This is a genomic window from Streptomyces katrae, from assembly GCF_002028425.1.
GTDB classification, from domain to species: Bacteria; Actinomycetota; Actinomycetes; order Streptomycetales; family Streptomycetaceae; genus Streptomyces; species Streptomyces katrae_A.
The window spans coordinates 5,491,063-5,515,149 of the sequence record NZ_CP020042.1 but is presented as its reverse complement, the minus strand read 5'-3'; the positions used below and the strand labels follow the sequence as shown (position 1 = coordinate 5,515,149).

General features: G+C 71.9%; 27 protein-coding genes, 1 tRNA gene and 1 pseudogene. 7 read left to right on the top strand and 22 right to left on the bottom strand.

Annotated features, from left to right (window positions below):
- Nucleotides 1-181 precede the first annotated feature (181 nt).
- Together B4U46_RS25340 and B4U46_RS25335 are read right to left on the bottom strand one after the other, a co-directional pair.
- On the bottom strand, nucleotides 182-397 hold the full coding sequence (locus B4U46_RS25340) for a hypothetical protein (protein ID WP_042810367.1): 216 nt from the start codon (nucleotides 395-397) through the stop codon (nucleotides 182-184).
- Between the two features lie 359 nt (nucleotides 398-756).
- Nucleotides 757-1,038, bottom strand: coding sequence for an acylphosphatase (locus B4U46_RS25335; protein WP_079429972.1), 282 nt, complete (start codon nucleotides 1,036-1,038; stop codon nucleotides 757-759).
- 130 nt (nucleotides 1,039-1,168) lie between these two features.
- On the opposite strand from B4U46_RS25335, the gene B4U46_RS25330 reads away from it, so the two are divergent.
- Complete coding sequence (locus B4U46_RS25330; protein WP_079429971.1) at nucleotides 1,169-2,020, top strand: CAP domain-containing protein; 852 nt, start codon at nucleotides 1,169-1,171, stop codon at nucleotides 2,018-2,020.
- Between the two features lie 26 nt (nucleotides 2,021-2,046).
- Here B4U46_RS25330 and B4U46_RS25325 read toward each other — a convergent pair whose 3' ends face one another.
- Nucleotides 2,047-2,658 (bottom strand): flavodoxin family protein, encoded by a 612-nt coding sequence (locus B4U46_RS25325; RefSeq protein ID WP_079429970.1) that lies wholly within the window; start codon nucleotides 2,656-2,658, stop codon nucleotides 2,047-2,049.
- Between the two features lie 125 nt (nucleotides 2,659-2,783).
- On the opposite strand from B4U46_RS25325, the gene B4U46_RS25320 reads away from it, so the two are divergent.
- On the top strand, nucleotides 2,784-3,200 hold the full coding sequence (locus B4U46_RS25320; protein WP_079429969.1) for a winged helix-turn-helix transcriptional regulator: 417 nt from the start codon (nucleotides 2,784-2,786) through the stop codon (nucleotides 3,198-3,200).
- Here the strand turns inward: B4U46_RS25320 and mutM are convergent.
- The 9 genes from mutM to B4U46_RS25275 form a co-directional block, all read right to left on the bottom strand.
- Nucleotides 3,173-4,042 (bottom strand): bifunctional DNA-formamidopyrimidine glycosylase/DNA-(apurinic or apyrimidinic site) lyase, encoded by an 870-nt coding sequence (mutM, locus tag B4U46_RS25315; protein WP_079429968.1) that lies wholly within the window; start codon nucleotides 4,040-4,042, stop codon nucleotides 3,173-3,175. The two genes, B4U46_RS25320 and mutM, sit on opposite strands and share 28 nt — an antisense overlap.
- 179 nt (nucleotides 4,043-4,221) lie before the next feature.
- On the bottom strand, nucleotides 4,222-5,031 hold the full coding sequence (gene rnc / locus B4U46_RS25310) for a ribonuclease III (protein WP_079429967.1): 810 nt from the start codon (nucleotides 5,029-5,031) through the stop codon (nucleotides 4,222-4,224).
- 19 nt (nucleotides 5,032-5,050) lie between these two features.
- A complete protein-coding gene (rpmF, locus tag B4U46_RS25305; RefSeq protein WP_003965982.1) occupies nucleotides 5,051-5,224 on the bottom strand; it encodes a 50S ribosomal protein L32 in 174 nt (57 codons plus the stop codon).
- Nucleotides 5,225-5,226: 2 nt separating this feature from the next.
- Entirely contained in the window at nucleotides 5,227-5,895 is a 669-nt protein-coding gene (locus B4U46_RS25300; RefSeq protein ID WP_079429966.1) for a YceD family protein, read from the bottom strand.
- A gap of 110 nt (nucleotides 5,896-6,005) precedes the next feature.
- Nucleotides 6,006-7,052 carry a DivIVA domain-containing protein gene (locus tag B4U46_RS25295; RefSeq protein WP_079429965.1) on the bottom strand — a complete coding sequence of 349 codons (1,047 nt, stop codon included), beginning with the start codon at nucleotides 7,050-7,052 and terminating at the stop codon, nucleotides 6,006-6,008.
- Nucleotides 7,053-7,154: 102 nt separating this feature from the next.
- Complete coding sequence (gene coaD / locus B4U46_RS25290) at nucleotides 7,155-7,634, bottom strand: pantetheine-phosphate adenylyltransferase (RefSeq protein WP_045945919.1); 480 nt, start codon at nucleotides 7,632-7,634, stop codon at nucleotides 7,155-7,157.
- A gap of 14 nt (nucleotides 7,635-7,648) precedes the next feature.
- Nucleotides 7,649-8,227: a 16S rRNA (guanine(966)-N(2))-methyltransferase RsmD gene (gene rsmD, locus B4U46_RS25285; protein ID WP_079429963.1), complete on the bottom strand. Its 579-nt coding sequence runs from the start codon at nucleotides 8,225-8,227 to the stop codon at nucleotides 7,649-7,651.
- 73 nt (nucleotides 8,228-8,300) lie between these two features.
- Nucleotides 8,301-10,502 (bottom strand): ATP-dependent DNA helicase RecG, encoded by a 2,202-nt coding sequence (gene recG, locus B4U46_RS25280; RefSeq protein WP_079429962.1) that lies wholly within the window; start codon nucleotides 10,500-10,502, stop codon nucleotides 8,301-8,303.
- A 26-nt stretch (nucleotides 10,503-10,528) separates the two neighbouring features.
- Nucleotides 10,529-12,208 carry a DAK2 domain-containing protein gene (locus B4U46_RS25275; protein WP_079429961.1) on the bottom strand — a complete coding sequence of 560 codons (1,680 nt, stop codon included), beginning with the start codon at nucleotides 12,206-12,208 and terminating at the stop codon, nucleotides 10,529-10,531.
- Between the two features lie 241 nt (nucleotides 12,209-12,449).
- Between B4U46_RS25275 and rpmB the strand changes: the two genes are divergently transcribed.
- The gene (rpmB, locus tag B4U46_RS25270; RefSeq protein ID WP_007266795.1) at nucleotides 12,450-12,635 is read left to right on the top strand and encodes a 50S ribosomal protein L28; all 186 of its coding nucleotides are present in this window, start codon (nucleotides 12,450-12,452) and stop codon (nucleotides 12,633-12,635) included.
- A gap of 133 nt (nucleotides 12,636-12,768) precedes the next feature.
- Here rpmB and thiD read toward each other — a convergent pair whose 3' ends face one another.
- Together thiD and B4U46_RS25260 are read right to left on the bottom strand one after the other, a co-directional pair.
- A complete protein-coding gene (gene thiD, locus B4U46_RS25265; protein WP_079429960.1) occupies nucleotides 12,769-13,578 on the bottom strand; it encodes a bifunctional hydroxymethylpyrimidine kinase/phosphomethylpyrimidine kinase in 810 nt (269 codons plus the stop codon).
- The gene (locus B4U46_RS25260) at nucleotides 13,575-14,555 is read right to left on the bottom strand and encodes a thiamine-phosphate kinase (RefSeq protein ID WP_079429959.1); all 981 of its coding nucleotides are present in this window, start codon (nucleotides 14,553-14,555) and stop codon (nucleotides 13,575-13,577) included. The genes thiD and B4U46_RS25260 overlap by 4 nt, the downstream gene beginning before the upstream one ends.
- Before the next feature lie 245 nt (nucleotides 14,556-14,800).
- Here B4U46_RS25260 and B4U46_RS25255 point away from each other — a divergent pair, with 245 nt between their 5' ends.
- Nucleotides 14,801-15,034, top strand: coding sequence for an Lrp/AsnC family transcriptional regulator (locus B4U46_RS25255; RefSeq protein ID WP_079429958.1), 234 nt, complete (start codon nucleotides 14,801-14,803; stop codon nucleotides 15,032-15,034).
- Nucleotides 15,035-15,057: 23 nt separating this feature from the next.
- On the top strand, nucleotides 15,058-15,549 hold the full coding sequence (locus B4U46_RS25250) for a DUF3515 domain-containing protein (RefSeq protein WP_079429957.1): 492 nt from the start codon (nucleotides 15,058-15,060) through the stop codon (nucleotides 15,547-15,549).
- 105 nt (nucleotides 15,550-15,654) lie between these two features.
- Here B4U46_RS25250 and B4U46_RS25245 read toward each other — a convergent pair whose 3' ends face one another.
- The 3 genes from B4U46_RS25245 to B4U46_RS25235 are packed head-to-tail and all read right to left on the bottom strand — an operon-like array spanning nucleotide 15,655 to nucleotide 18,611.
- Complete coding sequence (locus B4U46_RS25245) at nucleotides 15,655-16,812, bottom strand: D-alanine--D-alanine ligase family protein (protein WP_079429956.1); 1,158 nt, start codon at nucleotides 16,810-16,812, stop codon at nucleotides 15,655-15,657.
- Between the two features lie 39 nt (nucleotides 16,813-16,851).
- The gene (locus B4U46_RS25240; protein ID WP_079429955.1) at nucleotides 16,852-17,862 is read right to left on the bottom strand and encodes an NAD(P)H-dependent glycerol-3-phosphate dehydrogenase; all 1,011 of its coding nucleotides are present in this window, start codon (nucleotides 17,860-17,862) and stop codon (nucleotides 16,852-16,854) included.
- On the bottom strand, nucleotides 17,859-18,611 hold the full coding sequence (locus tag B4U46_RS25235) for a lysophospholipid acyltransferase family protein (protein WP_079429954.1): 753 nt from the start codon (nucleotides 18,609-18,611) through the stop codon (nucleotides 17,859-17,861). Before B4U46_RS25235 ends, B4U46_RS25240 begins: the two co-directional genes overlap by 4 nt.
- Before the next feature lie 216 nt (nucleotides 18,612-18,827).
- Here B4U46_RS25235 and cofC point away from each other — a divergent pair.
- A pseudogene (gene cofC / locus B4U46_RS25230) lies at nucleotides 18,828-19,478 on the top strand (2-phospho-L-lactate guanylyltransferase); the annotation flags it as partial.
- Nucleotides 19,479-19,792: 314 nt separating this feature from the next.
- On the opposite strand, the gene B4U46_RS25225 reads toward cofC, so the two are convergent.
- The 4 genes from B4U46_RS25225 to leuC all read right to left on the bottom strand — a co-directional run bounded on the left by B4U46_RS25225 (nucleotide 19,793) and on the right by leuC (nucleotide 23,007).
- Nucleotides 19,793-20,476, bottom strand: a complete 684-nt coding sequence (locus B4U46_RS25225) for an HU family DNA-binding protein (RefSeq protein ID WP_079429952.1) — start codon at nucleotides 20,474-20,476, stop codon at nucleotides 19,793-19,795.
- Between the two features lie 144 nt (nucleotides 20,477-20,620).
- Nucleotides 20,621-20,848: a hypothetical protein gene (locus tag B4U46_RS25220; protein WP_079429951.1), complete on the bottom strand. Its 228-nt coding sequence runs from the start codon at nucleotides 20,846-20,848 to the stop codon at nucleotides 20,621-20,623.
- Between the two features lie 137 nt (nucleotides 20,849-20,985).
- On the bottom strand, nucleotides 20,986-21,579 hold the full coding sequence (gene leuD / locus B4U46_RS25215; RefSeq protein ID WP_045945904.1) for a 3-isopropylmalate dehydratase small subunit: 594 nt from the start codon (nucleotides 21,577-21,579) through the stop codon (nucleotides 20,986-20,988).
- Between the two features lie 3 nt (nucleotides 21,580-21,582).
- Nucleotides 21,583-23,007, bottom strand: coding sequence for a 3-isopropylmalate dehydratase large subunit (gene leuC / locus B4U46_RS25210; RefSeq protein ID WP_079429950.1), 1,425 nt, complete (start codon nucleotides 23,005-23,007; stop codon nucleotides 21,583-21,585).
- Nucleotides 23,008-23,128: 121 nt separating this feature from the next.
- Between leuC and ndgR the strand changes: the two genes are divergently transcribed.
- Nucleotides 23,129-23,845: an IclR family transcriptional regulator NdgR gene (gene ndgR, locus B4U46_RS25205; protein WP_007266782.1), complete on the top strand. Its 717-nt coding sequence runs from the start codon at nucleotides 23,129-23,131 to the stop codon at nucleotides 23,843-23,845.
- A 168-nt stretch (nucleotides 23,846-24,013) separates the two neighbouring features.
- Here the strand turns inward: ndgR and B4U46_RS25200 are convergent.
- Nucleotides 24,014-24,086: transfer RNA gene (locus B4U46_RS25200), tRNA-Glu, on the bottom strand.
- Between the last annotated feature and the right edge of the window lies 1 nt (nucleotide 24,087).

Below are 24,087 nucleotides of genomic sequence, written 5' to 3'. Positions count from 1 at the left end.
GCCCCCCCACCTGGCCCAATGCGCCTCAGGCGCACCGGGCCGGTGGTCGGACCGCCACAGGGGAAGGTCCCACGAGGAAGAGAGCCGCAAGAAAGAAGGGACGCCGGAGCGTCCCTTGCAGATCGTGCGGGGCCCTTGCAGATCGTGCCGGGCTGTAGTCGTACGACGGGTGAGTCGCGGATCAGGTGAGCGCAGGCTCCGCCTGGGATACGTCGAGGTCCATGCTGCCGAGCAGCGAGTCCCCGTGCTGAGCGGCGGCCGCGGTCAGGGCGTCGTTCTCGGACTGGATCCGTCCGAGCTCGGACTCGAGGTCCTGGACGCGCTGCTGAAGCCGTCGCATCTCGGCGAGGAGCCGCGGGTCTGAACCGCCGACGTAACCGAGAAGCGCCTTTGCCATGATGGATGGTCCTCCACACTGAGTGACCGACCGAAGCGGTGTGGGTCGTGAGGGAATCGCACCCGCGGATGTCCGGCAGCGACTGTCAGTCACTGCACTCGCTAACGCCGCCTACTGCCAGCACTGCCAAACAGCTCAGGTGCGCGGGGCTTCCAGCGTCTCACCAAAAAGTTTGACGGTCAACACGATCACGCCCCGTATCGGCGGGCATCCCGGCCCCCGCGGGGGGCGTGGAGATCATCCTCATCTCCGAGCCTTCCACGGTTCGCCGCCGACGGCAACGGGTCGACGGCGAATGCGCAGTTCCGACCAGGTGCGGACGCTCCGGGGATCTGATCAGTTCATGATCAGTCGATAGCTCACCGGATCTCGAAGCCGTCGTAGCCGCCGCGCGGAGTGCCCCATATCTCCGTCACCCCGTCCACCCGCCCGGGCGTGTCGCCGTCGCGGAGCCAGTCGAGCAGCCGGTGGCAATTCTCACGTTGACCTTCGGCCACCACCTGCACCCGGCCGTCGTCGAGGTTGAGCGCGAAGCCGGACAGGCCGCCGATCTCCAGGGCATTGGCCCTGGTGAACCAGCGGAAGCCCACTCCCTGTACACGGCCGCGCACCCACGCGGTCATGCGGACATCTTCATTCATGCAAGAACGCTAACCGGGCAAAGGCCTCTTGATCCCCTCGCCCCCCTTGCGGCATGGGCTACAGTCCCCCACCAATGACTCACCCGTTCGGGTGAGCAAACGTTGATCCTGCAAAGAGGGGCCGCGACCGATGGGACGCCACCGACTCCACGCCGCGCCGCGCCGCGGTGTCAGGCGCGCCGCCGTGCGCAACGGGCTGCTCGGCGTCTCCGTGGCCGTGGCCCTCGGCACGGCGGCCGTCACGACCGGCTTCGTACCGGTGGGCGGCTCCTTCCCGTACGTCGGCACGGGCTCCGCCGACCGGACCGAGGCCCGGGCGAAGCCCACCCCGAGCCCGGAGCGCGGGCTGGAGCAGGGCGGCCTCGCCAACCTGTCCGGCCGCGCCTCCGACGGCCCCGGCGCGGGCACCCCGTCGGCGTCCGCCCCGGCCTCCCCGAGCCCTTCGGCCTCGCCGTCCCCCTCGGCCTCGCCGACACCGACACCGACGCCGACGCCCACCCCGTCGGCCTCCGCCAAGGAGCCGGAGAGGACCACCGCCCCGCAGCCCCCGAAGGCGGCCGCCCCCAAGCCCGCGGCGCCCAAGCCGCCGGCCGCCGGGGTCGCGAACCCGTCCGCGGAGGCGGAGGTCCTCGCCCTGGTCAACCAGGAGCGCGCCCAGGCGGGCTGCGTCCCGGTGCGGGCGAACCCGCCGCTGGCCGCGCTGGCCGCCGCCTTCAGCAAGGACATGGCCGTACGGGGCTTCTTCGACCACACGGACCCCGACGGCAACACCCCCTGGCAGCGGGCGCAGAACGCCGGGATCACCGGAATGGGCGGCGAGAACATCGCGCGCGGCCAGGGTGACGCGAAGACCGTGATGGAGTCCTGGATGAACAGCCCGGGCCACCGCGCGAACATCCTCAACTGCGAATTCCGCACCCTCGGCGTGGGCGTCTACTTCGGCGCCGGCGGCCCCTGGTGGACCCAGGACTTCGGCTTCTAGAACCGGCCGCCGGCCCCGCAGCGGGGTCAGGCCGCGGCCGCCGCCAGCGCCGCACGGCCCGCGATGACCACACGGGTGTGCTCGGCGACCCGGCGGCCGAGGTGCTCGGCGGTCGCGATGTCGGCCTTGTGCACGGCCTCCGGGCCCTCGTCGGCGTTGGTCTGGGCGGCGGCGCCGGAGGAGAAGCCGAGGCGGTTGAGGTCGTACTCGCTGCCGGTGGAGGAGTTCCAGCCCGGCTTCAGGCCGAGGTTCACCCAGCTCATGCCGTGCTGCGAGGCCAGCATCTGGAAGTACTGCAGGGTGTTGAGCTTGTCGCCGGACTTGGAGGCGGAGTTGGTGAAGCCCGCCGCCACCTTGTCCTGCCAGGCGTCGCCGAACCAGCGCTTCGAGGTGGCCTCGGCGAAGACGTGGAAGGCGCCGGACGCGGTGCCCATGTAGGTCGGGGAGCCGAAGACGATCGCGTCGGAGGCGTCGAGGAGTTCCCACTCGGCGTCGGTGATCTCGTCGACCTTGACGACGTGCACGGTCGCCCCGGCCGCGGCGGCGCCGGCCCGCACGGCCTCGGCGACGACGGCGGTGTGGCCGTAACCCGAGTGGTAGGCGATCGAGACGACGGGGGCGGGGATGGTGGCAGACATGGCTCTACTCCTAGAGGGCGGTTCCAGTGCGCCGCGGTACGCCGCGGTGCGACAGGAACAGAGAAGCACTAACTTTTGGAAAGCGCAAGCAGACGGTTAGCGCTACCCGGGGGTACGCTGGGTGCATGGAGACCCCTGCCCGTACCGACGTCTGCACCGAGAGCGTCGCGGCCGACCTGCCGTTCGACGTCTTCGCGCGCGCCTGCCCCTCCCGGGAGACCCTGGAGCACGTCACCGGCCGCTGGGGCAGCCTCACCGTGGGCGCCCTGCGCGACGGCCCCCGCCGCTTCAACGAGCTGCGCCGCCGGGTCGACGGGGTGAGCGAGAAGATGCTCTCCCAGACCCTGCACGCGCTGGAGCGCGACGGCATCGTCACGCGCGAGGCCCAGCCGACCAACCCTCCCCGGGTGGACTACGAGCTGACCCCGCTCGGGCGGGAGATCGCCGACCGGCTGCTCGCCCTGATCCACTTCGTGGAGGGCAGCATGGACGAGGTCCTCGGCTCGCGGCAGTCCTACGACGCCGCGCGCGGCGGCCTCTGACAGCGGGGGCAGAAGTAGCTGGACCGGTTCATCCAGGCCCTGCGCCGCATCGGCGTACCGCAGCGGCGGCAGGGCTCGCCCTCGCGCCCGTAGGCGTCCAGGGACCGGTCGAAGTAGCCCGACTCGCCGTTCACGTTGACGTACAGGCTGTCGAAGCTGGTCCCGCCGACCGCGAGCGCGGCGTTCATGACCTCCCGCACGTGGGTGAGGAGTTCCGCGCTCCGGGGGCGGGTGAGGGTGGCGGTGGGGCGCTCGTAGTGCAGCTTCGCGCGCCACAGGGCCTCGTCGGCGTAGATGTTGCCCACCCCGCTGATGAGCGACTGGTCCAGGAGGGCCCGCTTGAGGGTGGTCCGCCTTGCGCGCAGCGCCAGGTGGTAGGCGCCCTCGTCGAACAGGGGATCCAGGGGATCGCGGGCAATGTGCGCGATGACGTCGGGCAGCCCCTCCTCGCTGCCGGGGGCGACCTCGTGCAAGGAGAGCCCGCCGAAGGTCCGCTGGTCGACGAAGCGCAGCTCGGTCCCGGCGTCGTCGGCGAAGCGGATCCGGATGCGCAGGTGCTTCTCGTCGGGGGCGCCGGCCGGCTGCACCAGCAGCTGCCCGCTCATCCCGAGGTGGCCGAGGACGGACAGGTCCCGGCCCTCCAGCGGCAGCCACAGGTACTTCCCGCGCCGGCGCGCCACCCCGATGGTCCCGCCGGCCAGGCGCGCCGCGAAGTCGGCCCCGCCCGCCGGGTGGCGGCGCACGGCCCTGGGGTGGAGCACCTCCACGGCGGAGACGGTCCGCCCGGCCACCCAGCGTTCCAGGCCGCGCCGCACCACTTCGACTTCGGGCAGCTCGGGCACGGTGATCCTCCGGAGGGGAAAGCGGGCTTCGCGGGACGCGGGGGCACGGGGGCGCGGGCGTCCGGCTCTGCCGCGAGCCTACCGGGCGGCCCGGGGCGGCAGGGGCCCCGCCCGGAAACGGGACCGCCCGCCCCTGCCGGTGGCAGGAGCGGGCGGGAGGTGCCCGAAGGAAGTTCCGGTCAGGCCTTGGCCGCCGGGTCGGCGGGGGCCTGCGCCCCCTCGGCCGCGGCGGACGCCGCTTCGGCGGCCTTCCGCTCGTCCGCGGCGGCACGGATCCCGCGCCACGCGGACTCCGCCGCCTGCTGTTCCGCTTCCTTCTTGCTGCGGCCGGTGCCGGTGCCGTACGAGACACCACCGACGCGGGCGGCAGCGGTGAAGGTCTTCTCGTGGTCCGGACCGGTCTCGGTGACCAGGTACTCGGGAACGCCGAGGCCTTCGGCCGCCGTGAGCTCCTGGAGGCTGGTCTTCCAGTCCAGGCCGGCGCCGAGGTTCGAGGACTTCTCGATGAGCGGGTCGAAGAGCCGGTGGACCAGCTCGGAGGCCGCGTCGAGGCCCTTGTCGAGGTAGACCGCGCCGATCACCGCTTCGAGGGTGTCGGCGAGGATGGAGGCCTTGTCCCGGCCGCCCGTGCCTTCTTCGCCCCGGCCGAGCCGGATGAAGGAGCCCAGGTCGAGGCCGCGGCCGACCTCCGCCAGTGCACGCGAGTTGACCACCGCGGCCCGCAGTTTGGCCAGCTGGCCTTCCGGCAGGTCGGGGTGGGTGGTGTACAGCGTGTCGGTGACCACCAGGCCCAGGACGGAGTCCCCGAGGAACTCCAGCCTCTCGTTGGTGGGCAGACCGCCGTTCTCGTACGCGTACGAACGGTGGGTCAGCGCACGCACCAGAAGGGCGGACTCGAGTTGGTACCCGAGCCGCCCTTCCAGAAGCGTGTGGGACGAGGCCGCGTTGTTACTGTCTGCCTGCTTCTCAGCGTTGGACAGCTCAGACATTGCGCCTCTCACCAGCCGCTCAGACCTCGAGGACCTGGCGCTTGTTGTAGGTGCCGCAGCTCGGGCACGCGATGTGCTGGAGCTTCGGCTCCTGGCAACGCTCGCACGAAACCAGGGTGGGGACCGCAGCCTTCCACTGCGACCGGCGGTGGCGCGTGTTGCTGCGCGACATCTTCCGCTTCGGAACAGCCACGGCTACTTCTCCTGCTTCTCGGCGGCGCTCTGAACTCCGTCAGATGCAGTGCCGCTCATGTTGTCCTTCTCGCCGTCCTGATCGGTCACGACGAGTTCCTGCAATGCCGCCCAACGGATGTCGACGGCGTCGTGGTGGTGCTCCGGGTCGTCGTTCAGGCTGACCCCGCAATCGGGGCACAGTCCGAGACAGTCCTCCCGGCACACCGGCTGCATGGGCAGTGCGAGCACCACCGTGTCCCGCAGCACGGGTTCGAGGTCGAACAAGCCGTCCTCGAGGAAGAGCATGTCCTCGTCGTCCTCGGCGTCGTCGGCCGGCTCCGCCTTGGAGCGGCTCCGGTCGTCGGCGTCAGGGTACGAGAACATCTCCTGGAAGTCCGCCTTGAGCTCGCGCTCGACGGTCTCCAGACACCTTACGCACTCCCCCACGGCCTTTGCACGGACGGTGCCTGTGACAAGCACCCCTTCCATGACCGACTCCAGGCGGAGGTCGATCTTCACCGGGGCGCCTTCCGGTACCCCGATGACGTCGACGAGACCGAAGTCCGCCGGCGCCTCGATCTCACGGGACAGCCGCTGCATGGCACCAGGACGCCGGCCCAGCTCGTGCGTGTCGAACACGAGGGGGTTGCGGTGGTCGAGGCGGGTGTTCAGGGCCGTTCCTGCTTTCACAGATCGCTGAAGATCGAAAATTTCGCCGCTCTAGGGCAGCATGGATCGCGGCGCATAGGCGCGACCGAACAGCCAGGATACCCGGCGCTTCGCTCTGAGCCCAATCCGGCCTAGCGACCCTGTTCGTACTGGCGCAGCTGATCCAGGTTGATCATGCTCGTGTCGAAGAAGCTGGTCTCGTCGAGCGCGGGCTGCTGCGGGTGGTGGGGCTGCTGGGGCTGCTGGTAGGCGGCGTAGGGGTCGGGCTGCTGGTAGCCGCCGTAGGGGTCCGGTTGCTGCTGGTAGCCCGCGTACGGGTCCTGGTACGCGTAGGCGTCCTGCTGGGGCGGCTGGATCTGCTGCGGCGGCTGCGCCGCGTAGGGCGCGTAGGCCGCCGCGGCGTAGTCCTCGTAGACCGGCGCCGCCTGGGCGGGGAGCGCCGGCGGCTCGGGCTCGGCCAGCCCGGCCAGGAACTCCGCGTCGCTCGACGGGCGGACCTGCTGGTCCCCGGCCGCGTCCTGGGCGGCCATGTGCGCGCCGAGGTCGTCGGTGGGCACCCGGCCCAGCAGCTTCTGGCGGCCCCGGCCGACGGCCTCCAGGGTCTTGGCGAGCACCGCCTCGACGGTGGCCAGCTTGGTGTCCACGTACGCGTCCGCCTGCTCCCGCCGGGCCTGCGGGTCGGGGCTGGGCTCGGGGGCGCCGCTGTCGTCGTGGCCCCGTTCGTCCAGGCCGGGTCCGCGGCCCAGCAGCTTCTCGCGGCCGCGGTCCACGGCGCCGATGGTCTTGCTGAGGACCACCTCGAAGTTGGCGAGCTTGCTGTCCACGTAGTCGTCGGCCTCGGCCCGGATCTCGGCGGCCTCCCGGCGGGCGTCGGCCAGGATCCGGTCCGCCTCGTCCTGCGAGCGGCGCGCGATCTCGGTGTCCGAGATCAGGGAGCCGCGCTGGGCGTGCGCGGAGGCGATGATCCGGTCGGCCTCCCGGCGGGCCTCCTCGACCATCTGGTCCCGGCCGCCGATGAGTTCCCGGGCCTGTGCCAGCGAGCCGGGCAGGGCCTGGCGTACCTCTTCGAGCTGTGCGAGCAGCTCCGCGCGGTTGACCACGCAGGAGGCCGACATGGGCATCGACCGGGCGCCGCCGACGGCCGCGACGATCTCGTCCAGCTTCTTCTGTACGTCCATGGGTGGCTCGCGCTCTCTTCGCCTCGGACTGACGGGACGACTGTAGGGCCACCGGGGGGACGCGCGGGACGGGCCGGGGAACTCAGCCCGGCCGCTGCTTGCTCACTTGGCGCGCAGCCGTTCGATCAGCGCCGCGTGGACGTGCTCGGGGAGCAGGTGGGCGACGTCGCCGCCCCAGGCCGCGACCTCCTTGACCAGCGAGGAGGAAAGGAAGCTGTACGTCGGGATGGTGGGGACGAACAGCGTCTCGACGCCCGACAGGCCCATGTTCATCTGGGCCATCTGGAGCTCGTAGTCGAAGTCGCTGACCGCGCGCAGGCCCTTGACGATGGCCGGGATGTCCCGCTCCTTGCAGAAGTCGACGAGCAGCCCGTGGAAGGACTCGACCTCGACGTTGCCGTAGTCGGCGGTCGCCTCGCGGATCATCTCGATCCGTTCCTCGACGGTGAACAGGCCCTGCTTCGACCGGTTGATCATCACGGCGACGTGCACGACGTCGTACAGCCTCGAGGCGCGTCCGATGACGTCGAGGTGCCCGTTGTGAATGGGGTCGAAGGATCCCGGACAGACCGCGCGGCGCAACTGAGCTCCCTCGTTCATGAGTCTTCGCTGGTGGAGGCGGCGCGACCGTACCAAAGGGTGCCTTCGCCGTATTTGCGCGAGCGCAGCGGCTCGAACCCCTCGGGCCACGGGAACGGTCCGCTCCTGGTGCTGCGCTCCACGGTGACGAGGGCTTCGCCGGTGAGCCAGCCGTTGGCGCGGAGTGTGAGGAGGATCTCGCCGAGTTCGCCGTGCTCGACGGCGTACGGGGGGTCCAGGAAGACGATGTCGTACGGGTCCCCCGGCGCGGCGCCCGCGACGATCTGCTCGGCCTTGCCGGCCCGGAACTCGGCGCCGGGCAGGCCCAGTGCCTTGATGTTGTCCCGGATGGCCTTGGCGGCCTTGGCGTCGGCCTCGACCAGGAGGGTGTGGGCGGCGCCCCGGGAGAGGGCTTCCAGGCCCACGGCGCCGGAGCCGCCGTAGAGGTCGAGGACCCGGGAGTCCGCGACGCCGTGCAGTGACTCCCAGGTGGAGAAGAGCCCTTCGCGCATCCGGTCGGAGGTCGGGCGGGTGCCGGTGCCGGGCGGCACGGCCAGCCGCCGCCCGCCGGCGGTGCCGGCGATCACGCGGGTCATCTGGGGTCCTTGTCTGCGGCGGTCGGGGGAGGCCGGGGCCTCCGTTCTGGCCTCCCACGATAGGTCGTGCCGCTCAGCCCTTCTCCAGGTACTGCTCGCGCTCGGCGTCCAGCAGGGCGTCGAGGGCGGTGCGCAGTCCGGGCAGGTGCTCCAGTTCGGGGTCGGCGGCCACGACGCGGGCGGCCTCCTCCCGGGCCTCGGCGATGACCTCCTCGTCCTCGATGACGGCGAGCATGCGCAGCGAGGAGCGGACGCCGGACTGGGCCTGGCCGAGGACGTCGCCCTCGCGGCGCTGTTCCAGGTCGATGCGGGAGAGCTCGAAGCCGTCGAGGGTGGCGGCGACGGCTGCGAGCCGGGCGCGGGCGGGACTGGCCTCGTGCATCTCGCTGACCAGCAGGCACAGGCCGGGGGCGGAGCCGCGGCCGACGCGGCCGCGGAGCTGGTGGAGCTGGGAGACGCCGAAGCGGTCGGCGTCCATGATCACCATGACGGTGGAGTTGGGGACGTTCACACCGACCTCGATGACGGTGGTGGCGACGAGCACCTTGACCTCGCCGGCGGCGAAGCGGCGCATCACGTCGTCCTTGTCGGCGGGGTCCATCCGCCCGTGCAGCACCTCGACGGAGAGCCCGGCGAGGGGGCCGCGGACGAGCTGCTCGGCGATCTCCAGGACGGCCAGCGGCGGGCGCTTTTCGGCCTCGTCCTCGGCGGAGGCCTTCTTCTTGCCCTTCGGGTCGTCCTCGCCATCGCCGATGCGCGGGCAGACGACGTACGCCTGGTGGCCGTTCTCGACCTCCTCGCGGACCCGTTCCCAGGCGCGGGCGAGGAAGTGCGGCTTGTCCTTGGCGGGCACCACGTGGGTGGCGATCGGGGAGCGGCCGGCGGGCAGCTGGTCGAGGACGGAGGTCTCCAGGTCGCCGAAGACGGTCATGGCGACGGTGCGCGGGATGGGGGTGGCGGTCATGACCAGCAGGTGCGGCGGCTGCTTGCCCTTCGAGCGCAGGGCGTCGCGCTGCTCGACGCCGAAGCGGTGCTGTTCGTCGACGACGACCAGGCCGAGGTCGTGGAACTGGACCTTGTCCTCGATCAGGGCGTGGGTGCCGATGACGATCCCGGCCTCGCCGGTGACCAGGTCGAGCAGGGCCTGGCGGCGGGCGGCCGTCCCCATGGAGCCGGTGAGCAGGACCACCTTGGTGCCCAGGTCGGCCCCCCCGAGCATGCCGCCCTCGGCGAGCTCGCCCATCATCTCGGTGACGGAACGGTGGTGCTGCTGGGCGAGGACCTCGGTGGGGGCGAGCATCGCGGCCTGTCCCCCGGAGTCGACGACGGCGAGCATGGCCCGCAGCGCCACCATCGTCTTGCCCGAGCCGACCTCGCCCTGGAGGAGGCGGTGCATGGGGTGGCTGGTGGCCAGGTCGTCGAAGATCTCCCCCGAGACCTTCTGCTGGCCTTCGGTGAGGGTGAAGGGGAGCTTCGCGTCGAAGGCGTCGAGGAGGCCGCCGGGGGCCGGGCGGCGGGCGACGGCCGGGAGCTGGGAGTCGGCGTGCCTGCGGCGGGCGAGGGCGACCTGGAGGACGAAGGCCTCGTCCCACTTCAGGCGGCGGCGGGCGTCCTCGATGTCGGCCTTGGTGGCCGGGCGGTGGATCTTGAGGAGGGCGTCGGTGAGCGGGACCAGTCCGCGGCCGTCGCGCAGGGCGGGCGGGAGCGGGTCCAGGGCCTCCTGCGCCCGGGGCAGGACGGCGTCCACGCACTTGGCGATCTTCCAGGACTCCAGCTTGGCGCAGGCCGGGTAGATCGGGATCAGCTGGTTGGCGAAGGCGGTGGCGGCGTCCCGGTCGGAGGCATCGGCGCCGAGGGGTTCGTACGCCGGGTGCGCGAGCTGGAGCTTGTGGTTGAACCGGGAGACCTTGCCCGCGAACATCGCGCGGCTGCCGGGCAGCAGTTCCTTGTGCGGTTTGTGGACGCCCGCGCCGAAGAAGACCAGCTGGAGGCGGCCGCTGCCGTCGGTGATGGTGACCTCCAGCCGCTTGCCGCGGCCCCCGTTGAAGGTCAGGATCCGGGCGTCGGCGACCTGGGCGACGACCGTGACGTGCTCGTCGAGCTGGTCGGCGAGGTCCGCGAGCGAGGTCAGCTCGCCGCGCTCGGCGTACCGCCGGGGGTAGTGGTGGAGCAGGTCCAGGGCCGTGTGCAGGCCGAGCTGCTCGGCGAGCACCTTGGCGGTGGCGGGGCCGAGGGTCTTCTTGAGGTCTTCGTCGAGCGCGGGCACGTGTTCCATTGCACACCATGCCTGTGACAGGGCCGCTATTCGACTCCGATGAGCAGGGGCGCGGAGTGCCTGCCGCCGCTGTAGGTGACGGTGTCCACGGCGAGGTGCCGCTGCTGGACGTACGCCTCCAGGCGCGCGGCGAGGGTGTCGGGGGCCTCGGGGCCCAGGACGAGGGTGACCAGTTCGCCGCCGGAGCCGAGCATCCGCTCCAGGACCGCCTCGGCCGTCTCGGGCAGGCCCGCGCCGATGACGGCGACGTCGCCGTCGATGAGCCCGAGGACGTCGCCGGCCTGGCAGATGCCGGCGGAGGTGAAGGACTGCCGCTCGGCGACGGCCAGTTCCCCGTACCGGGTGGCTCCGGCGGCGGCGGTCATGGCGACGACGTCCTCGTCGAAGCCGGCCTCCGGGTCGTGCACGGCGAGGGCGGCCAGGGCCTGGACGGCGGAGCGGGTCGGGATCACCGCGACGCGCACGCCGTCGGCGCGGGCCTGCTCCGCGGCGGCGCCGGCGGCCGCGCGGATTTCGGCGCCGCCGGGCAGCAGGACCACCTCGCGGGCGTGGGCCCGGCGGATCGCGTCGAGCAGGTCGGCGACGGCCGGGGGCTCGCCCGCCCTGGCCGGGACGGTGGTCGCGCCGGCCTCCCCGCACAGTGCGGCCAGCCCCTCGCCGTGGACCACGGCCACGACGGCCCGCTGGGCGCGCGGGGCGCTCGCGCGGCGGCGTTCGTCACCGAAGTGGGTGATGCGGATCCGGTACGGCCGGCCGGCTTCCACTCCGGCCTCGACGGCCGCGCCGGGGTCGTCGACGTGCACGTGGACGTTCCACAGCCCGTCGCCGCCGACCACCACGAGGGAGTCGCCGAGCCCGTCGAGGGCGGTGCGCAGCCGGTCGACGGCCTCCTCGGCGGCCTCCAGCAGGTAGACCACCTCGTAGCCGGGCCCGCCCTCCTCCTGGGCGCAGGGCTCCGGGACGCGCTCCACGGGCTCGGCCGGCCCCTGGACCGGCTCGGGCTCGGGCTCCCGGCCGGACAGCGCCTGCCACAGCGCCCCGAGTACGGCGACCAGCCCGCAGCCCCCCGCGTCGACCACCCCGGCCTTGCCGAGGGCGGCCAGCTGCCCGGGGGTCTCGGCAAGGGCCGCGCGGGCCCCGTCGTAGGCGGCGCGGGCCACGTCGGCGGCGGTTCCCGGGGCGGCCTGCGCGGCACGGGCGGCGGCTCCGGCGACGGTGAGCATCGTCCCCTCGACGGGGTGGGCGACGGCCTGGTAGGCCTCCTCGGCGGCCCGGGTGAGGGCCTGGGCCAGCAGCGGGCCGGGGGCGTGGCCCGCGGGGGCGGCGCCGAGGACGTCGGCGATGCCGCGCAGGAGCTGGGCGAGGATCGTCCCGGAGTTGCCGCGGGCGCCTATGAGCGCGCCGTGCGCGTAAGCCCGTACGGCCTCCGGGAGGGAGGCCGTCGCGGTGGCCGTCGCGGTGGCCGGGGCTGTGCCGTCGCTCACGCCGGGAGCGGTGGGGGCGAAGGCCTCGGTCAGGGCCCGGTGGGCGGATTCGGCCGTCAGGTAGAGGTTGGTCCCGGTGTCGGCGTCGGCGACGGGGTAGACGTTGATCGCGTCGATGTCCGTGCGGGCCCGGCCCAGTGCGGCCAGGGCCAGGGAGCTCCAGGTGCGCACCGCTTCGGCGTCGAACTCGTCGGCGGGCTGCGGCTCGGGCTCGTGCGCCACCGGGCGTTCCTCCTTGTGCGGGCCAGGGTTCACCGCAGGGTAACGAAGGGCGGCCGTCCGCCCGGGACCCCGGGGCGGAGCCCGGCCCCGTCATGGTAGTTTTCTCGGACCCAAGCAGTCGTTGTATGCTGCTCAGGTTGCCCGTCGAGAGTCGGGTCATTCGTCCGGCAAGCCACTTCAGATCTCTGATTCCGGTGCGCCGGATTCCACCGTAATTGCATCTGAAGTCTTGGAGTGACCTGTGGCTGCCAACTGCGACGTTTGCGCCAAGGGGCCGAGCTTCGGCAACAACATCTCCCACTCGCACCGCCGCACCTCGCGTCGCTGGAACCCGAACATCCAGCGCGTCCGTGCCGTGGTCAATGGGACGCCGAAGCGCCTCAACGCCTGCACCTCGTGCATCAAGGCCGGCAAGGTCTCGCGCTGACGCCTCCCGTCGTCGTAGCGCAGCCCTTTCCGGTTGCCAAGAAGGCCGGTTCACCTCTGGTGGACCGGCCTTTTGCCTTGTCCGGGGCCCCGGAGGGGCAGCCCTCGACGGTCAAGGGCTGCTCCTGACGGGTTCAGCGCCACTGCCAGGCGTGGTCCACCGGGCCGATCCCGCCGCCGAGCGCGAAGCCCGCGGCGATGGCACCGGTGACGTACTCCTTGGCCGCCGTGACGGCCTCCGGGACGGACAGCCCCTTGGCCAGGCCCGCCGCCACGGCGCCGGCGAGGGTGCAGCCGGTGCCGTGGGTGTGCCGGTTGTCGTGGCGGGGCGCCCGCAGCCACAGCTCCTCGGAGCCGTCGGTGAGCAGGTCCACGGCCTCCCCGCCGTGGGCGGCGAGGTGGCCGCCCTTGATCAGCGCCCAGCGGGGCCCGAAGCCGAGGACCGCGGCGGCGGCCCGCCGCATGCCGTCCTCGTCCTCGACGGCCAGACCGGTCAGCTGCGCCACCTCGTCGAGGTTGGGCGTCGCCACCGTGGCCCGGGGCAGCAGCTCCCCGCGTACGGCGTCCAGCGCGGAGGCCGCGAGCAGCGGGTCCCCGTGCTTGGAGACCCCCACGGGATCCACCACCACCGGGGCGTCGGTGCCGGCAAGCAGTTCCGCGACGGTCTCCACGAGGACGGCGGAGGAGAGCATCCCGGTCTTGACCGCCTGGACCCCGATGTCGTCCACGACGGCCCGGTACTGGGCCGTGACGGCCTCGGCGGGCAGCTCCCAGGCCCCCCGCACCCCGAGGGAGTTCTGGGCGGTCACGGCGGTGACCACGCTCATGCCGTGCACCCCGAGCGCCAGCATCGTCTTGAGGTCGGCCTGGATGCCCGCACCGCCGCCGGAGTCGGATCCGGCGACGGTCAGGCACAGCGGCGGGGCCCCGCCGGCCCGGCTCACGGGGTCTCGCCCTCGGCCGGGTCGCCCCCGAAGTGGTCCCAGCCGCCGGTGCTGGTCCAGGGGGCGCCGTCCACGGTCACCTGGGGCAGCGCCGAGCGGTGCTGGACCTCCCCGATGACCTTCCAGCGGGCCGGGAGCTTCACGTCGGGCGGGAAGGTCGCCACGATGGCGTGGTCCTCTCCCCCGGTCAGCACCCACTGGAGCGGGTCCACGCCGACGGCCTGGCCGATGTCGTGCATCTGGGTCGGGATGTCCACGGCCCCCGAGCGCAGGTCGATCCGTACGTGGCTGGCCTCGGCGATGTGCCCGAGGTCGGCGATCAGGCCGTCGCTGACGTCGGTCATGGCGGTGGCGCCGAGTCCGGCGGCCGCCGGGCCCGCGTGGTACGGCGGCTCGGGGCGCCGGTGCGCCTCGACGAAGGCCCGCGGGGAGCGGAAGCCGCGCGAGAGCACCGCGTAGCCGGCGGCGGACCAGCCGAGCCAGCCCGTGACGGCCACCACGTCGCCGGGCTGGGCGCCGGAGCGCAGCACGGGCTCGTGGTTGCGCAGGTCGCCGAGGGCGGTGATGGAGACGGTGATGGTGTCCCCGCGGACGACGTCGCCGCCGACCACGGCCGCGCCGGCGACCTGGCACTCGTCGCGGATGCCGTCCATGAGCTCGGTGGGCCAGGTGACCGGCAGCTCCGCCGGGACCACCAGGCCGAGCAGGAGGGCGGTCGGCACGGCGCCCATGGCGGCGATGTCGGCCAGGTTCTGCGCGGCGGCCTTGCGGCCGACGTCGTAGGCGGTGGACCAGTCGCGCCGGAAGTGCCTGCCCTCCAGCAGGATGTCCGTGCTGGCCACGACCCGCCGGTCGGGGGCCGACACGACCGCGGCGTCGTCGCCCGGTCCGAGCCGGACCGCCGGGGTGGTGGTGAGCCGTGAGGTGAGCTCCCTGATGAGCCCGAATTCCCCCAGCTCGCCCACAGTGCCCTTCATCGCTGTGCCCCTTCTTGGCAAGTCCGCTTGCGGTCGCGAGCCGTCACAGCTCTGGGTACCGTCAACAGATACGTCAACTTCTGGTCTGCGTACGCCCCGCTGTGCGTGGCGCCTGGTCTGCGGGTCTCCCCGTGGCACCCGGCGACGCGGTACCGTGGCGTCCCTTCTTCCCCCGGCCCTTCCGATTCTGTCGGGCCCACCCGAAGGTTAGGGGAAATGATCCTCGTGGCCGCCCTGGAGGTTCCGTGGTACAGGCGTACATCCTCATCCAGACCGAGGTGGGCAAGGCGTCGGTCGTCGCCGAGTCCATCGGGAACATCCCGGGGGTGATCCAGGCCGAGGACGTGACGGGGCCGTACGACGTCATCGTGCGCGCCCAGGCCGACACCGTCGACGATCTCGGCCGCATGGTGGTCGCCAAGGTGCAGCAGGTGGAGGGGATCACCCGCACCCTGACCTGCCCCGTGGTCCATCTGTAGCCCCCGTCTACTCTTGGCCGGTGATGTCTTCGCACCGTCGGCCCCTGCGTGTACTGGCCCTGCCCGTCCTGTCGGCGGGCCTGGCCCTGGCGGGCTGTGCCCCCGGGACCTCCGAGGCCCGGGTGACTCCGCCGCCCGCGCCGCCCGCCGACGTCGCGGGGCTCTGTGCCGCGCTGCACAAGGACCTCCCGGCGACGGTGTCCGGGCTGGACCGGACCGCCACCGAACCGGAGTCGGACCTGACCGCCGCGTGGGGCGGTTCGGCGATCGTACTGCGGTGCGGCATCCCCAAGCCCGCCAAGATGGCCGATCCGAAGGCGGACGGAGTGGAGGTGAACGGCGTCGGCTGGCTGGTGGAACGGCCGGCCGACGGCGGTCTGAAGTTCACCACCGGGTCGCGCCTGGCCTACACGGAGGTCTGGATCGACAAGGAGCATGCCACGGACGCGGGCATGCTCGTGGGTCTGTCCGCCGCGGTGGCCAAGGCCGTGCCGGCCGGGATCTCCTCCTACTGACCCGCCCCCACCCGCGCACACCGCCGCCCGCCAGGGTTCCTCCTGGCGGGCGGTCGGCTGTACGGGACCCCGGGGCTCCCCCGGACGGAAGCCCGGTGGAGGCGTCTAGCGCAGGCCGGTGGAGCGGCGCAGGGCGGCCTGGATCAGGCGGTCCACCAGCTCCGGGTACTCGATGCCCGACTCCTGCCACATGCGCGGGTACATCGAGATCGGCGTGAACCCGGGCAGGGTGTTGATCTCGTTGATGACGAAGGTGCCGTCCTCGGTGAGGAAGAAGTCGGCGCGGACCAGTCCCTCGCAGGACGCGGCCTCGAAGGCCTCGACCGCGAGCCGCTGCACCTCGGCGGTCTGCTCCGGGGTGAGCGGGGCGGGCACCAGGCCGGCGGCGGAGTCGATGTACTTCGCCTCGAAGTCGTAGAAGTCGTGGCTGGAGACCGGCGGGATCTCCGCGGGCACGCTCGCGCGCGGCCCGTCCTCGAACTCCAGGACGCCGCACTCGATCTCGCGGCCGCGCAGCAGGGCCTCCACGATAACCTTGGGGTCGTGGTGGCGGGCCTCGCGGATGGCGGCGTCGAGCCCGGAGGCGTCGTCGACCTTGGTGATGCCGATGGAGGAGCCGGCGCGGGCGGGCTTCACGAACAGCGGCCAGCCGTGCTCGGCGGCGAAGTCCAGGACCTTGGCCCTGGCGGCGTCCTGGTCGGCCTCCCACTCACGGGGGCGGATGGTCACGTACGGGCCGACGTTCAGCCCGAAGGAGGTGAACACCCGCTTCATGTAGTCCTTGTCCTGGCCGACGGCCGAGGCGAGGACGCCGCAGCCGACGTACGGGATCCCGGAGAGCTCCAGGAGGCCCTGGAGGGTGCCGTCCTCGCCGTAGGGGCCGTGCAGCACGGGGAAGACGACGTCGACCTCACCCAGTGCCTTGGGGACGGATCCCGGCTCGGTGTAGACGACCTCGCGGCTGGCGGGGTCCACGGGCAGCACGACGGTGCCGTCCGGGGACTCCGCCAGCGACGCCACGTCGGGGAGCCGGCGGTCGGCGATGGCCATGCGCTCGGGTGCGTCGGCGGTCAGGGCCCACCGGCCGTCCGTGGTGATGCCGATGGGCAGCACCTCGTACTTGGAGCGGTCGATGGAGCGCAGCACGGCGCCCGCGGTGACGACCGAGATGGCGTGTTCCGAGCTGCGGCCGCCGAAGACGACGGCCACGCGGGGCTTGCGGCCCTGCTGCTCAGGGGTCTGGGGGAGGTTCTCGCTGCTCATATCGCCACGAGGGTACCCGCTCAAGCGTCCGGAAAGGTGTCAGTGTCGTTCCGGTTTGGCGCTGCGGCCCATGAGTTCCTTCAGCGCGACCAGCGTGGGCTTGCCGTGGTGGACGATGTCGACGACCGTGTCGGTGATCGGCATGTCCACTCCGTGGCGGCGGGCCAGATCCGCCACGGACTGGCAGGACTTGACCCCCTCGGCGGTCTGCTTGGTGACCGCGATGGTCTCCTCCAGGGTCATCCCGCGGCCCAGGTTCGTGCCGAACGTGTGGTTGCGGGAGAGCGGCGAGGAGCAGGTGGCGACGAGGTCGCCGAGGCCCGCGAGGCCGGAGAAGGTGAGCGGGTCGGCGCCCATCGCCAGGCCCAGACGGGTGGCTTCGGCCAGGCCCCGGGTGATGAGCGAGCCCTTGGTGTTGTCGCCCAGGCCCATGCCGTCGGCGATGCCGACGGCGAGGCCGATGACGTTCTTGACGGCGCCGCCGAGCTCGCAGCCGATGACGTCGGTGCTGGTGTACGGCCGGAAGTACGGGGTGTGGCAGGCGGCCTGGAGCCGCTGGGCCACGGCCTCGTCCACGCAGGCGACGACGGAGGCGGCGGGCTGGCGGGCGACGATCTCGCGGGCCAGGTTGGGGCCGGTGACCACGGCGACGCGCTCGGCGGGGACCTTGGCCACCTCCTCGATGACCTCGCTCATCCGCTTGGCGGTGCCGAGTTCGATGCCCTTCATCAGGGAGACGAGGACGGTGTCGGGCTCCAGCAGGGGGGCCCAGGCGGCGAGGTTGCCGCGCAGGGTCTGGGAGGGCACGGACAGCACCGTGAAGTCCGCGCCGCGGGCGGCCTCGGCCGGGTCGGTGGTCGCCCGCAGGTTCGCGGGGAGCTCCACGCCGGGGAAGTAGTCCGGGTTGGTGCGGCCGGTGTTGATGGCGTCGGCGACCTCCGGGCGGCGGGCCCACAGGGTGACCTCGCAGCCCGCGTCGGCCAGCACCATGCCGAAGGCGGTACCCCAGGAGCCCGCGGAGAAGACGGCTGCCTTGACGGGACGCGTCACTTGGAACCCTCCCCCGCGGCCTTGCGCCGCTGCTGCGCGCGGGCCTTGCGGTGGTCGTACGGCTGGTCGGGGGCCTTCTCGCCGCGCAGCTCCTCCAGGAGCCGGGTGATGTCGGCCATGATCGCCTCGGTGGCCCCCTTGAGGACCTCCGGCGTCGGTTCCTTGCCGTAGAAGGCCGAGAGGTCCACGGGCGGGCCCGCGAGGACCTGGAGGGTCTTGCGGGGGAACAGGCGGACCTTGTTCTCCTTGGCGTACGGCGGCATCACGAGGTTGGCGCCCCACTGGGCCACCGGAATGACGGGAGCCTGGGTGATCAGCGCCACGCGGGCGACACCGCTCTTGCCGGCCATCGGCCACATCTCCGGGTCGCGGGTGAGGGTGCCCTCGGGGTAGAACGCGACGCATTCGCCGCGCTCGACTGCGGCCACGGCGGCCCGGAACGCGTCCAGGGCGTTGGTGGTCTCGCGGTAGACGGGGATCTGTCCCGATCCGCGGAGGATCGCGCCGACGAAAGGCACTTTGAAGAGCCCGGCCTTGGCGAGCAGCCGGGGCACCCGGCCGGTGTTGTACTGGAAGTGCGCGTAGGACAGCGGGTCCAGATACGAGTTGTGATTGACGGCGGTGATGAATCCGCCGTCGGCCGGAATGTGCTCCATTCCCCGCCAGTCCCGCTTGAAGAGCACTACCAGCGGCGGTTTTGCGATGACCGCCGCCAGGCGGTACCAGAAGCCGATTCTGCGGCGGGACACTCGGAGCACCTTCCTCTAGGACCGGGGCGTGGGGCACCTCCCAGCGGTGGCTGGGGGAGCTCGGCACCTCGTGGGCCGGACAAGTGTCGCCCCGCGTCCGGTCTCTGTCGAGAACACCGTACGCCCCGCCCGGACCGGCGGGCCCCCCTGCTGCCGGTCTGAGGCGACAATGGGCCGACTGATGACCGGGCCGTGACCCGTCCTTGGCCGGGACGGGTGCGGCCGCGCACCGGAGCGAAGGAGTCCGCCACGAACGCCGTCTGGAGCCTGGTGGTCCCGCTGAAACCCCTGGCGCTGGCCAAGAGCCGGCTGGCGGCCGCCGTGGGGGCTTCCCGTCCGGGGCTGGCCCTGGCCTTCGCGCAGGACACGGTGGCGGGGGCGCTGGCCTGTGCTTCGGTCGCGGATGTGGTGGTCGTCACGGACGACGCGGTGGCCGGGGCGGAACTGGCCCGGCTCGGGGCGCGGATCCTGCCGGACGCTCCGGGCGCGGGGCTCAACGCCGCGCTGGACCACGGAGCGCGGGCCGTGCGCGCGGGGCGGCCGGGGGCGCGGCTGGCCGCGATGAACGCGGACCTGCCCGCGCTGCGCCCGCCGGAATTGCTACGTGTGCTCGATATCGCCTCCGCATTTCCCCGGGCATTTCTGGCGGATGCGGCGGGAATCGGGACGACGCTCCTTTCCGCCGGCCCGGACGTGGAATTGGCACCCGCGTTCGGCGGCCCGTCCCGGGCCCGCCATTCCGCTTCGGGGGCGGTGGAAATATCCCTGGCCGACGTCGAGAGCGTGCGCCGGGACGTGGACACGGGACCGGACCTGCGCAGGGCCCTCTCCCTCGGCGTGGGCCGGCACACGGCCCGATACAGTGCGCTTATGCAGGCGACCGCGTACACGTACGACTCCCAGACCCGCAGCGGCAGCGTGCTGCTGGACGACGGCACCCCGGTGCCCTTCGGGGCCGAGGCCTTCGACGCCGGCGGCCTGCTGATGCTGCGTCCCGGGCAGCGGGTGCGCATCGAGACGGACGGCGAGGGCGCCGGCCTGCGGATCACCCTGGTCACCCTGCAGACGTTCTAGCCCCTGTAGGCCCGCGGGGGTCCGCGACCCCTGTGACCAGCGGAGGAACGCACCGCGGGCCGGCTTCCCCCGGGGGGAAGCCGGCCCGGCGTGTGTGACTCGTGCCCCTACTTCTTGCGGGCGGTGGTCTTCTTCGCGGTGGCCTTGCGCGTCGCCGTCTTCTTGGCGGGCGCCTTCGTCGCGGTGGCCTTCTTGGCCGCCGGGGCGGTCTTCTTCGCGGTGGCGGTGGTCTTCTTCGCCGCCGCCGTGGCCTTCTTCGCCGGGGTCGCCTTCTTGGCCGTGGCCGTGGCCTTCTTCGCGACCGTGGTCTTCGCGGCCGTCTTCTTGACGGTCGTGGCGGCCTTCTTCGCCGTCGTCTTCTTGGCGGCGGCCTTGGTGGCCGTGGTCTTCGCGGCGGCCTTCTTGGCCGTGGTGGCCTTCTTGGCGGCGGCCTTCTTGACCGTGGCCGAGGCACCGCCGGTCAGGCTGCCCTTCGGGGCCTTCTTGACGGCCACCTCGTCGCCCTTGGGGAGCTTCTTGGTGCCGCTGACCAGGTCCTTGAAGCCCTGACCCGCACGGAAGCGGGGAACGGACGTCTTCTTGACCCGGACGCGCTCACCCGTCTGCGGGTTGCGGGCGTAGCGGGCCGGGCGGTCGACCTTCTCGAACGAGCCGAAGCCCGTGACCGAGACCCGGTCGCCCGCGACGACCGCGCGGACCATCGCGTCCAGTACCGCGTCGACCGCGTCGGCGGCCTGCTGGCGGCCGCCCAGCTTGTCGGCAATCGCTTCTACGAGCTGCGCCTTGTTCACGTCTTCCCCTTCGGAGACCTCGCCAGAACGAATGTGTTCAAGCTTATTTCGCACGTTAGGCGGATATATACCGCAAATCAAACACGAAACGGGCTAATCACCCTAGTGCCGCAACGATGTGAGCCGTTACGGAGTTCCTTCGCATCAGTCGCCTTCAGGGAATCGACCCTCGTCGAGGTCCTTCATCAACCTGTCCAGGCGCCTTGCCGCGTCGGCGAGATCGTGCTTCGCCGCGGCAGTGACGACCAACAGCTTCCGGGACAGCGCCATCCTTACGCCCTCCGGGACTTGCAGTGCGCGCACCCTTGTGTGTGCTTCTTTCAACCGGTCCGCGACGAGTTCGTAGAGCTCGAGTTGACTGTCGCGTTCCATGCACAGATTGTGCCATCTGGGGCGAGTTGTCGCCTCACGGGGCCTCAACATACGGCTGTGCCCCCCGCCGGAAGGCAGGGGGCACAGTGTTGCCGATGTGATCACCCGAGGGTGAATAAGCGCTGATCAGGCAGGAATCAGACGCGAATCGTGCGCGGCTTGAAGGCGGGTCGGGTGCTTTCGTACGCGTCGATGTCGGCTTCGTTCTGAAGGGTGAGCGAGATGTCGTCCAGTCCTTCCAGCAGCCGCCAGCGCGCGTTGTCGTCGAGTTCGAACTCCGCCTCGACGCCCTCGGCTCGGACCTTGCGGTCGACCAGGTCGACGGTGATCTCGGCGGTCGGGTCGGCCTCGGTGAGCTCCCACAGCCGGTCGACGGTCTCCTGCGGCAGGACGACGGTCAGCAGACCGTTCTTCAGCGAGTTGCCGCGGAAGATGTCGGCGAAGCGGGAGGAGATGACCGCCTTGAACCCGAAGTTCTGCAGGGCCCAGACGGCGTGCTCGCGCGAGGAGCCGGTGCCGAAGTCGGGGCCGGCGACCAGGACCGTCGCACCGGCGCGCTCGGGCCGGTTGGTGACGAACTCCGGGTCTTTGCGCCAGGCCTCGAAGAGCCCGTCCTCGAACCCGTCACGGGTGATCTTCTTCAGCCAGTGGGCCGGGATGATCTGGTCGGTGTCGACATTGCTGCGGCGCAGCGGGACGGCGCGGCCGGTGTGGGTGGTGAAGGCTTCCATGGCTCAGACTCCGGCGGTGGCGTTGGCGTCGGACAGGTCGGCGGGCGAGGCCAGATGGCCCAGCACGGCGGTGGCGGCGGCCACCTGCGGGGAGACCAGGTGGGTGCGCCCGCCCTTGCCCTGCCGGCCCTCGAAGTTGCGGTTGGAGGTGGACGCGGAACGCTCACCCGGGGCCAGTTGGTCGGGGTTCATGCCCAGGCACATGGAGCAGCCCGCGTGCCGCCATTCGGCGCCGGCGTCCTTGAAGACCTTGTCCAGGCCCTCCTCGACGGCCTGGAGGGCGACCCGGACCGAGCCCGGGACGACCAGCATCCGTACGCCGTCGGCGACTTTGCGGCCCCCGATGATGTCGGCGACGGCGCGCAGGTCCTCGATGCGGCCGTTGGTGCAGGAACCTACGAAGACGGTGTCGACCTTGATGTCGCGCAGCGGCTGTCCGGCCGTCAACCCCATGTACTCCAGGGCCTTTTCGGCGGCCAGGCGCTCCGAAGCGTCCTCGTACGAAGCCGGGTCGGGGACGTTGGCGGACAGCGGCGCGCCCTGGCCGGGGTTGGTGCCCCAGGTGACGAACGGGGAGAGCGCGGAGCCGTCGATGACGACCTCGGCGTCGAAGACGGCGTCCTCGTCGGTGCGCAGGGTCTTCCAGTAGGCGACCGCCACGTCCCAGTCCTCGCCCTTCGGGGCGTGGTCGCGGCCCTGGAGGTAGTCGAAGGTGGTCTGGTCGGGGGCGATCATGCCCGCGCGGGCGCCGGCCTCGATCGACATGTTGCAGATGGTCATGCGGGCTTCCATCGAGAGCTTCTCGACGGCCTCGCCGCGGTACTCCAGGATGTAGCCCTGGCCGCCGCCGGTGCCGATCTTGGCGATGATCGCCAGGATCAGGTCCTTGGCGGTGACGCCCTCGGCCAGCTCGCCGGTGACGGTGATGGCCATCGTCTTCGGGCGGGCCAGCGGCAGCGTCTGGGTGGCCAGCACGTGCTCGACCTGGCTGGTGCCGATGCCGAAGGCCAGCGCGCCGAAGGCGCCGTGCGTGGAGGTGTGGGAGTCGCCGCAGACCACGGTGGTACCGGGCTGCGTCAGGCCCAGCTGCGGCCCCACGACGTGCACGACGCCCTGCTCGACGTCGCCCAGCGAGTGCAGGCGCACACCGAACTCGGCGCAGTTCTTGCGCAGCGTCTCCAGCTGGGCCCGGGAGACCGGGTCCGCGATCGGCTTGTCGATGTCGAGGGTGGGGGTGTTGTGGTCCTCGGTCGCGATGGTGAGGTCCAGGCGCCGGACCTTGCGGCCGGCCTGGCGCAGCCCCTCGAAGGCCTGCGGGCTGGTCACCTCGTGCAGCAGGTGGAGATCAATGAAGAGGAGATCGGGCTCGCCCTCGGCGCGCCGGACGACATGGTCGTCCCAGACCTTCTCCGCGAGTGTCCTACCCATCGCTCTTTCCCTCCGGCTCACCGTCCCGGACCCAGTGGTTCGTGGACCCGTACATACAGACTCGCTGGTTCTTGGAAAATTTGAACTTGCGTTTCACAGTGTGAGACGTGAATATCGTTTCATGGACAACTCTAGCGGCGTCGGCGTTCTCGACAAGGCAGCTCTGGTATTGAGCGCACTGGAGTCCGGTCCGGCCACCCTCGCCGGGCTGGTCGCGGCGACAGGGCTCGCACGACCCACGGCACACCGCCTTGCCGTGGCACTGGAACACCACCGGATGGTGGCGAGGGACATGCAGGGCCGGTTCATCCTCGGCCCGCGGCTGGCAGAGCTTGCCGCCGCGGCCGGCGAGGACCGCCTGCTGGCCACGGCGGGACCGGTGCTCACGCACCTCCGTGACGTGACGGGCGAGAGCGCGCAGCTCTACCGGCGTCAGGGCGACATGCGCATCTGCGTGGCGGCCGCCGAGCGGCTGTCGGGCCTGCGGGACACGGTCCCGGTGGGCTCCACGCTCCCGATGAAGGCGGGGTCGGCGGCGCAGATCCTGATGGCCTGGGAGGAGCCCGAGCGGCTTCACCGGGGCCTGCAGGGCGCGCGCTTCACGGCGACGGCCCTGTCCGGCGTACGGCGCCGCGGCTGGGCGCAGTCGATCGGCGAGCGGGAGCCCGGCGTGGCGTCCGTCTCGGCGCCGGTGCGCGGCCCCTCGAACCGGGTGGTGGCCTCCGTGTCGGTCTCCGGCCCGATCGAGCGCCTGACCCGCCACCCGGGGCGCATGCACGCCCAGGCCGTCATCGACGCGGCCGCCCGCCTGACGGAGGCCCTGCGCCGCTCCGGCTGACCTCCCCGGTCGCAGACCTCTTCCACCACGACCCCCGGGCCCGGGGGCGCGTACGACGCCGCACACGTCCGAACTCGCGCCCCCGGGCCCGCACTTGTCCACGGCCGGACAGGGCCCGGAAACAGCGAAAAGGCCCTCCGCGATGATCGCGGAGGGCCTTTCCTGATGTACCCCCGACCGGATTCGAACCGGCGCTACCGCCTTGAGAGGGCGGCGTGCTAGGCCGCTACACAACGGGGGCT

What these genes read in the sequence shown, in the direction of transcription:
- ndgR (WP_007266782.1), top strand. Translation starts at nt 23,129, where the DNA reads ATGGACAACTCTAGCGGCGTCGGCGTTCTCGACAAGGCAGCTCTGGTA.
- B4U46_RS25220 (WP_079429951.1), bottom strand. Translation starts at nt 20,848, where the DNA reads ATGGAACGCGACAGTCAACTCGAGCTCTACGAACTCGTCGCGGACCGG.
- B4U46_RS25260 (WP_079429959.1), bottom strand. Translation starts at nt 14,555, where the DNA reads ATGAAGGGCACTGTGGGCGAGCTGGGGGAATTCGGGCTCATCAGGGAG.
- recG (WP_079429962.1), bottom strand. Translation starts at nt 10,502, where the DNA reads ATGGAACACGTGCCCGCGCTCGACGAAGACCTCAAGAAGACCCTCGGC.
- B4U46_RS25250 (WP_079429957.1), top strand. Translation starts at nt 15,058, where the DNA reads ATGTCTTCGCACCGTCGGCCCCTGCGTGTACTGGCCCTGCCCGTCCTG.
- B4U46_RS25335 (WP_079429972.1), bottom strand. Translation starts at nt 1,038, where the DNA reads ATGAATGAAGATGTCCGCATGACCGCGTGGGTGCGCGGCCGTGTACAG.
- B4U46_RS25330 (WP_079429971.1), top strand. Translation starts at nt 1,169, where the DNA reads ATGGGACGCCACCGACTCCACGCCGCGCCGCGCCGCGGTGTCAGGCGC.
- rnc (WP_079429967.1), bottom strand. Translation starts at nt 5,031, where the DNA reads ATGTCTGAGCTGTCCAACGCTGAGAAGCAGGCAGACAGTAACAACGCG.
- leuC (WP_079429950.1), bottom strand. Translation starts at nt 23,007, where the DNA reads ATGGGTAGGACACTCGCGGAGAAGGTCTGGGACGACCATGTCGTCCGG.
- B4U46_RS25320 (WP_079429969.1), top strand. Translation starts at nt 2,784, where the DNA reads ATGGAGACCCCTGCCCGTACCGACGTCTGCACCGAGAGCGTCGCGGCC.
- leuD (WP_045945904.1), bottom strand. Translation starts at nt 21,579, where the DNA reads ATGGAAGCCTTCACCACCCACACCGGCCGCGCCGTCCCGCTGCGCCGC.
- rsmD (WP_079429963.1), bottom strand. Translation starts at nt 8,227, where the DNA reads ATGACCCGCGTGATCGCCGGCACCGCCGGCGGGCGGCGGCTGGCCGTG.
- B4U46_RS25245 (WP_079429956.1), bottom strand. Translation starts at nt 16,812, where the DNA reads ATGAGCAGCGAGAACCTCCCCCAGACCCCTGAGCAGCAGGGCCGCAAG.
- B4U46_RS25340 (WP_042810367.1), bottom strand. Translation starts at nt 397, where the DNA reads ATGGCAAAGGCGCTTCTCGGTTACGTCGGCGGTTCAGACCCGCGGCTC.
- B4U46_RS25325 (WP_079429970.1), bottom strand. Translation starts at nt 2,658, where the DNA reads ATGTCTGCCACCATCCCCGCCCCCGTCGTCTCGATCGCCTACCACTCG.
- B4U46_RS25295 (WP_079429965.1), bottom strand. Translation starts at nt 7,052, where the DNA reads ATGGACGTACAGAAGAAGCTGGACGAGATCGTCGCGGCCGTCGGCGGC.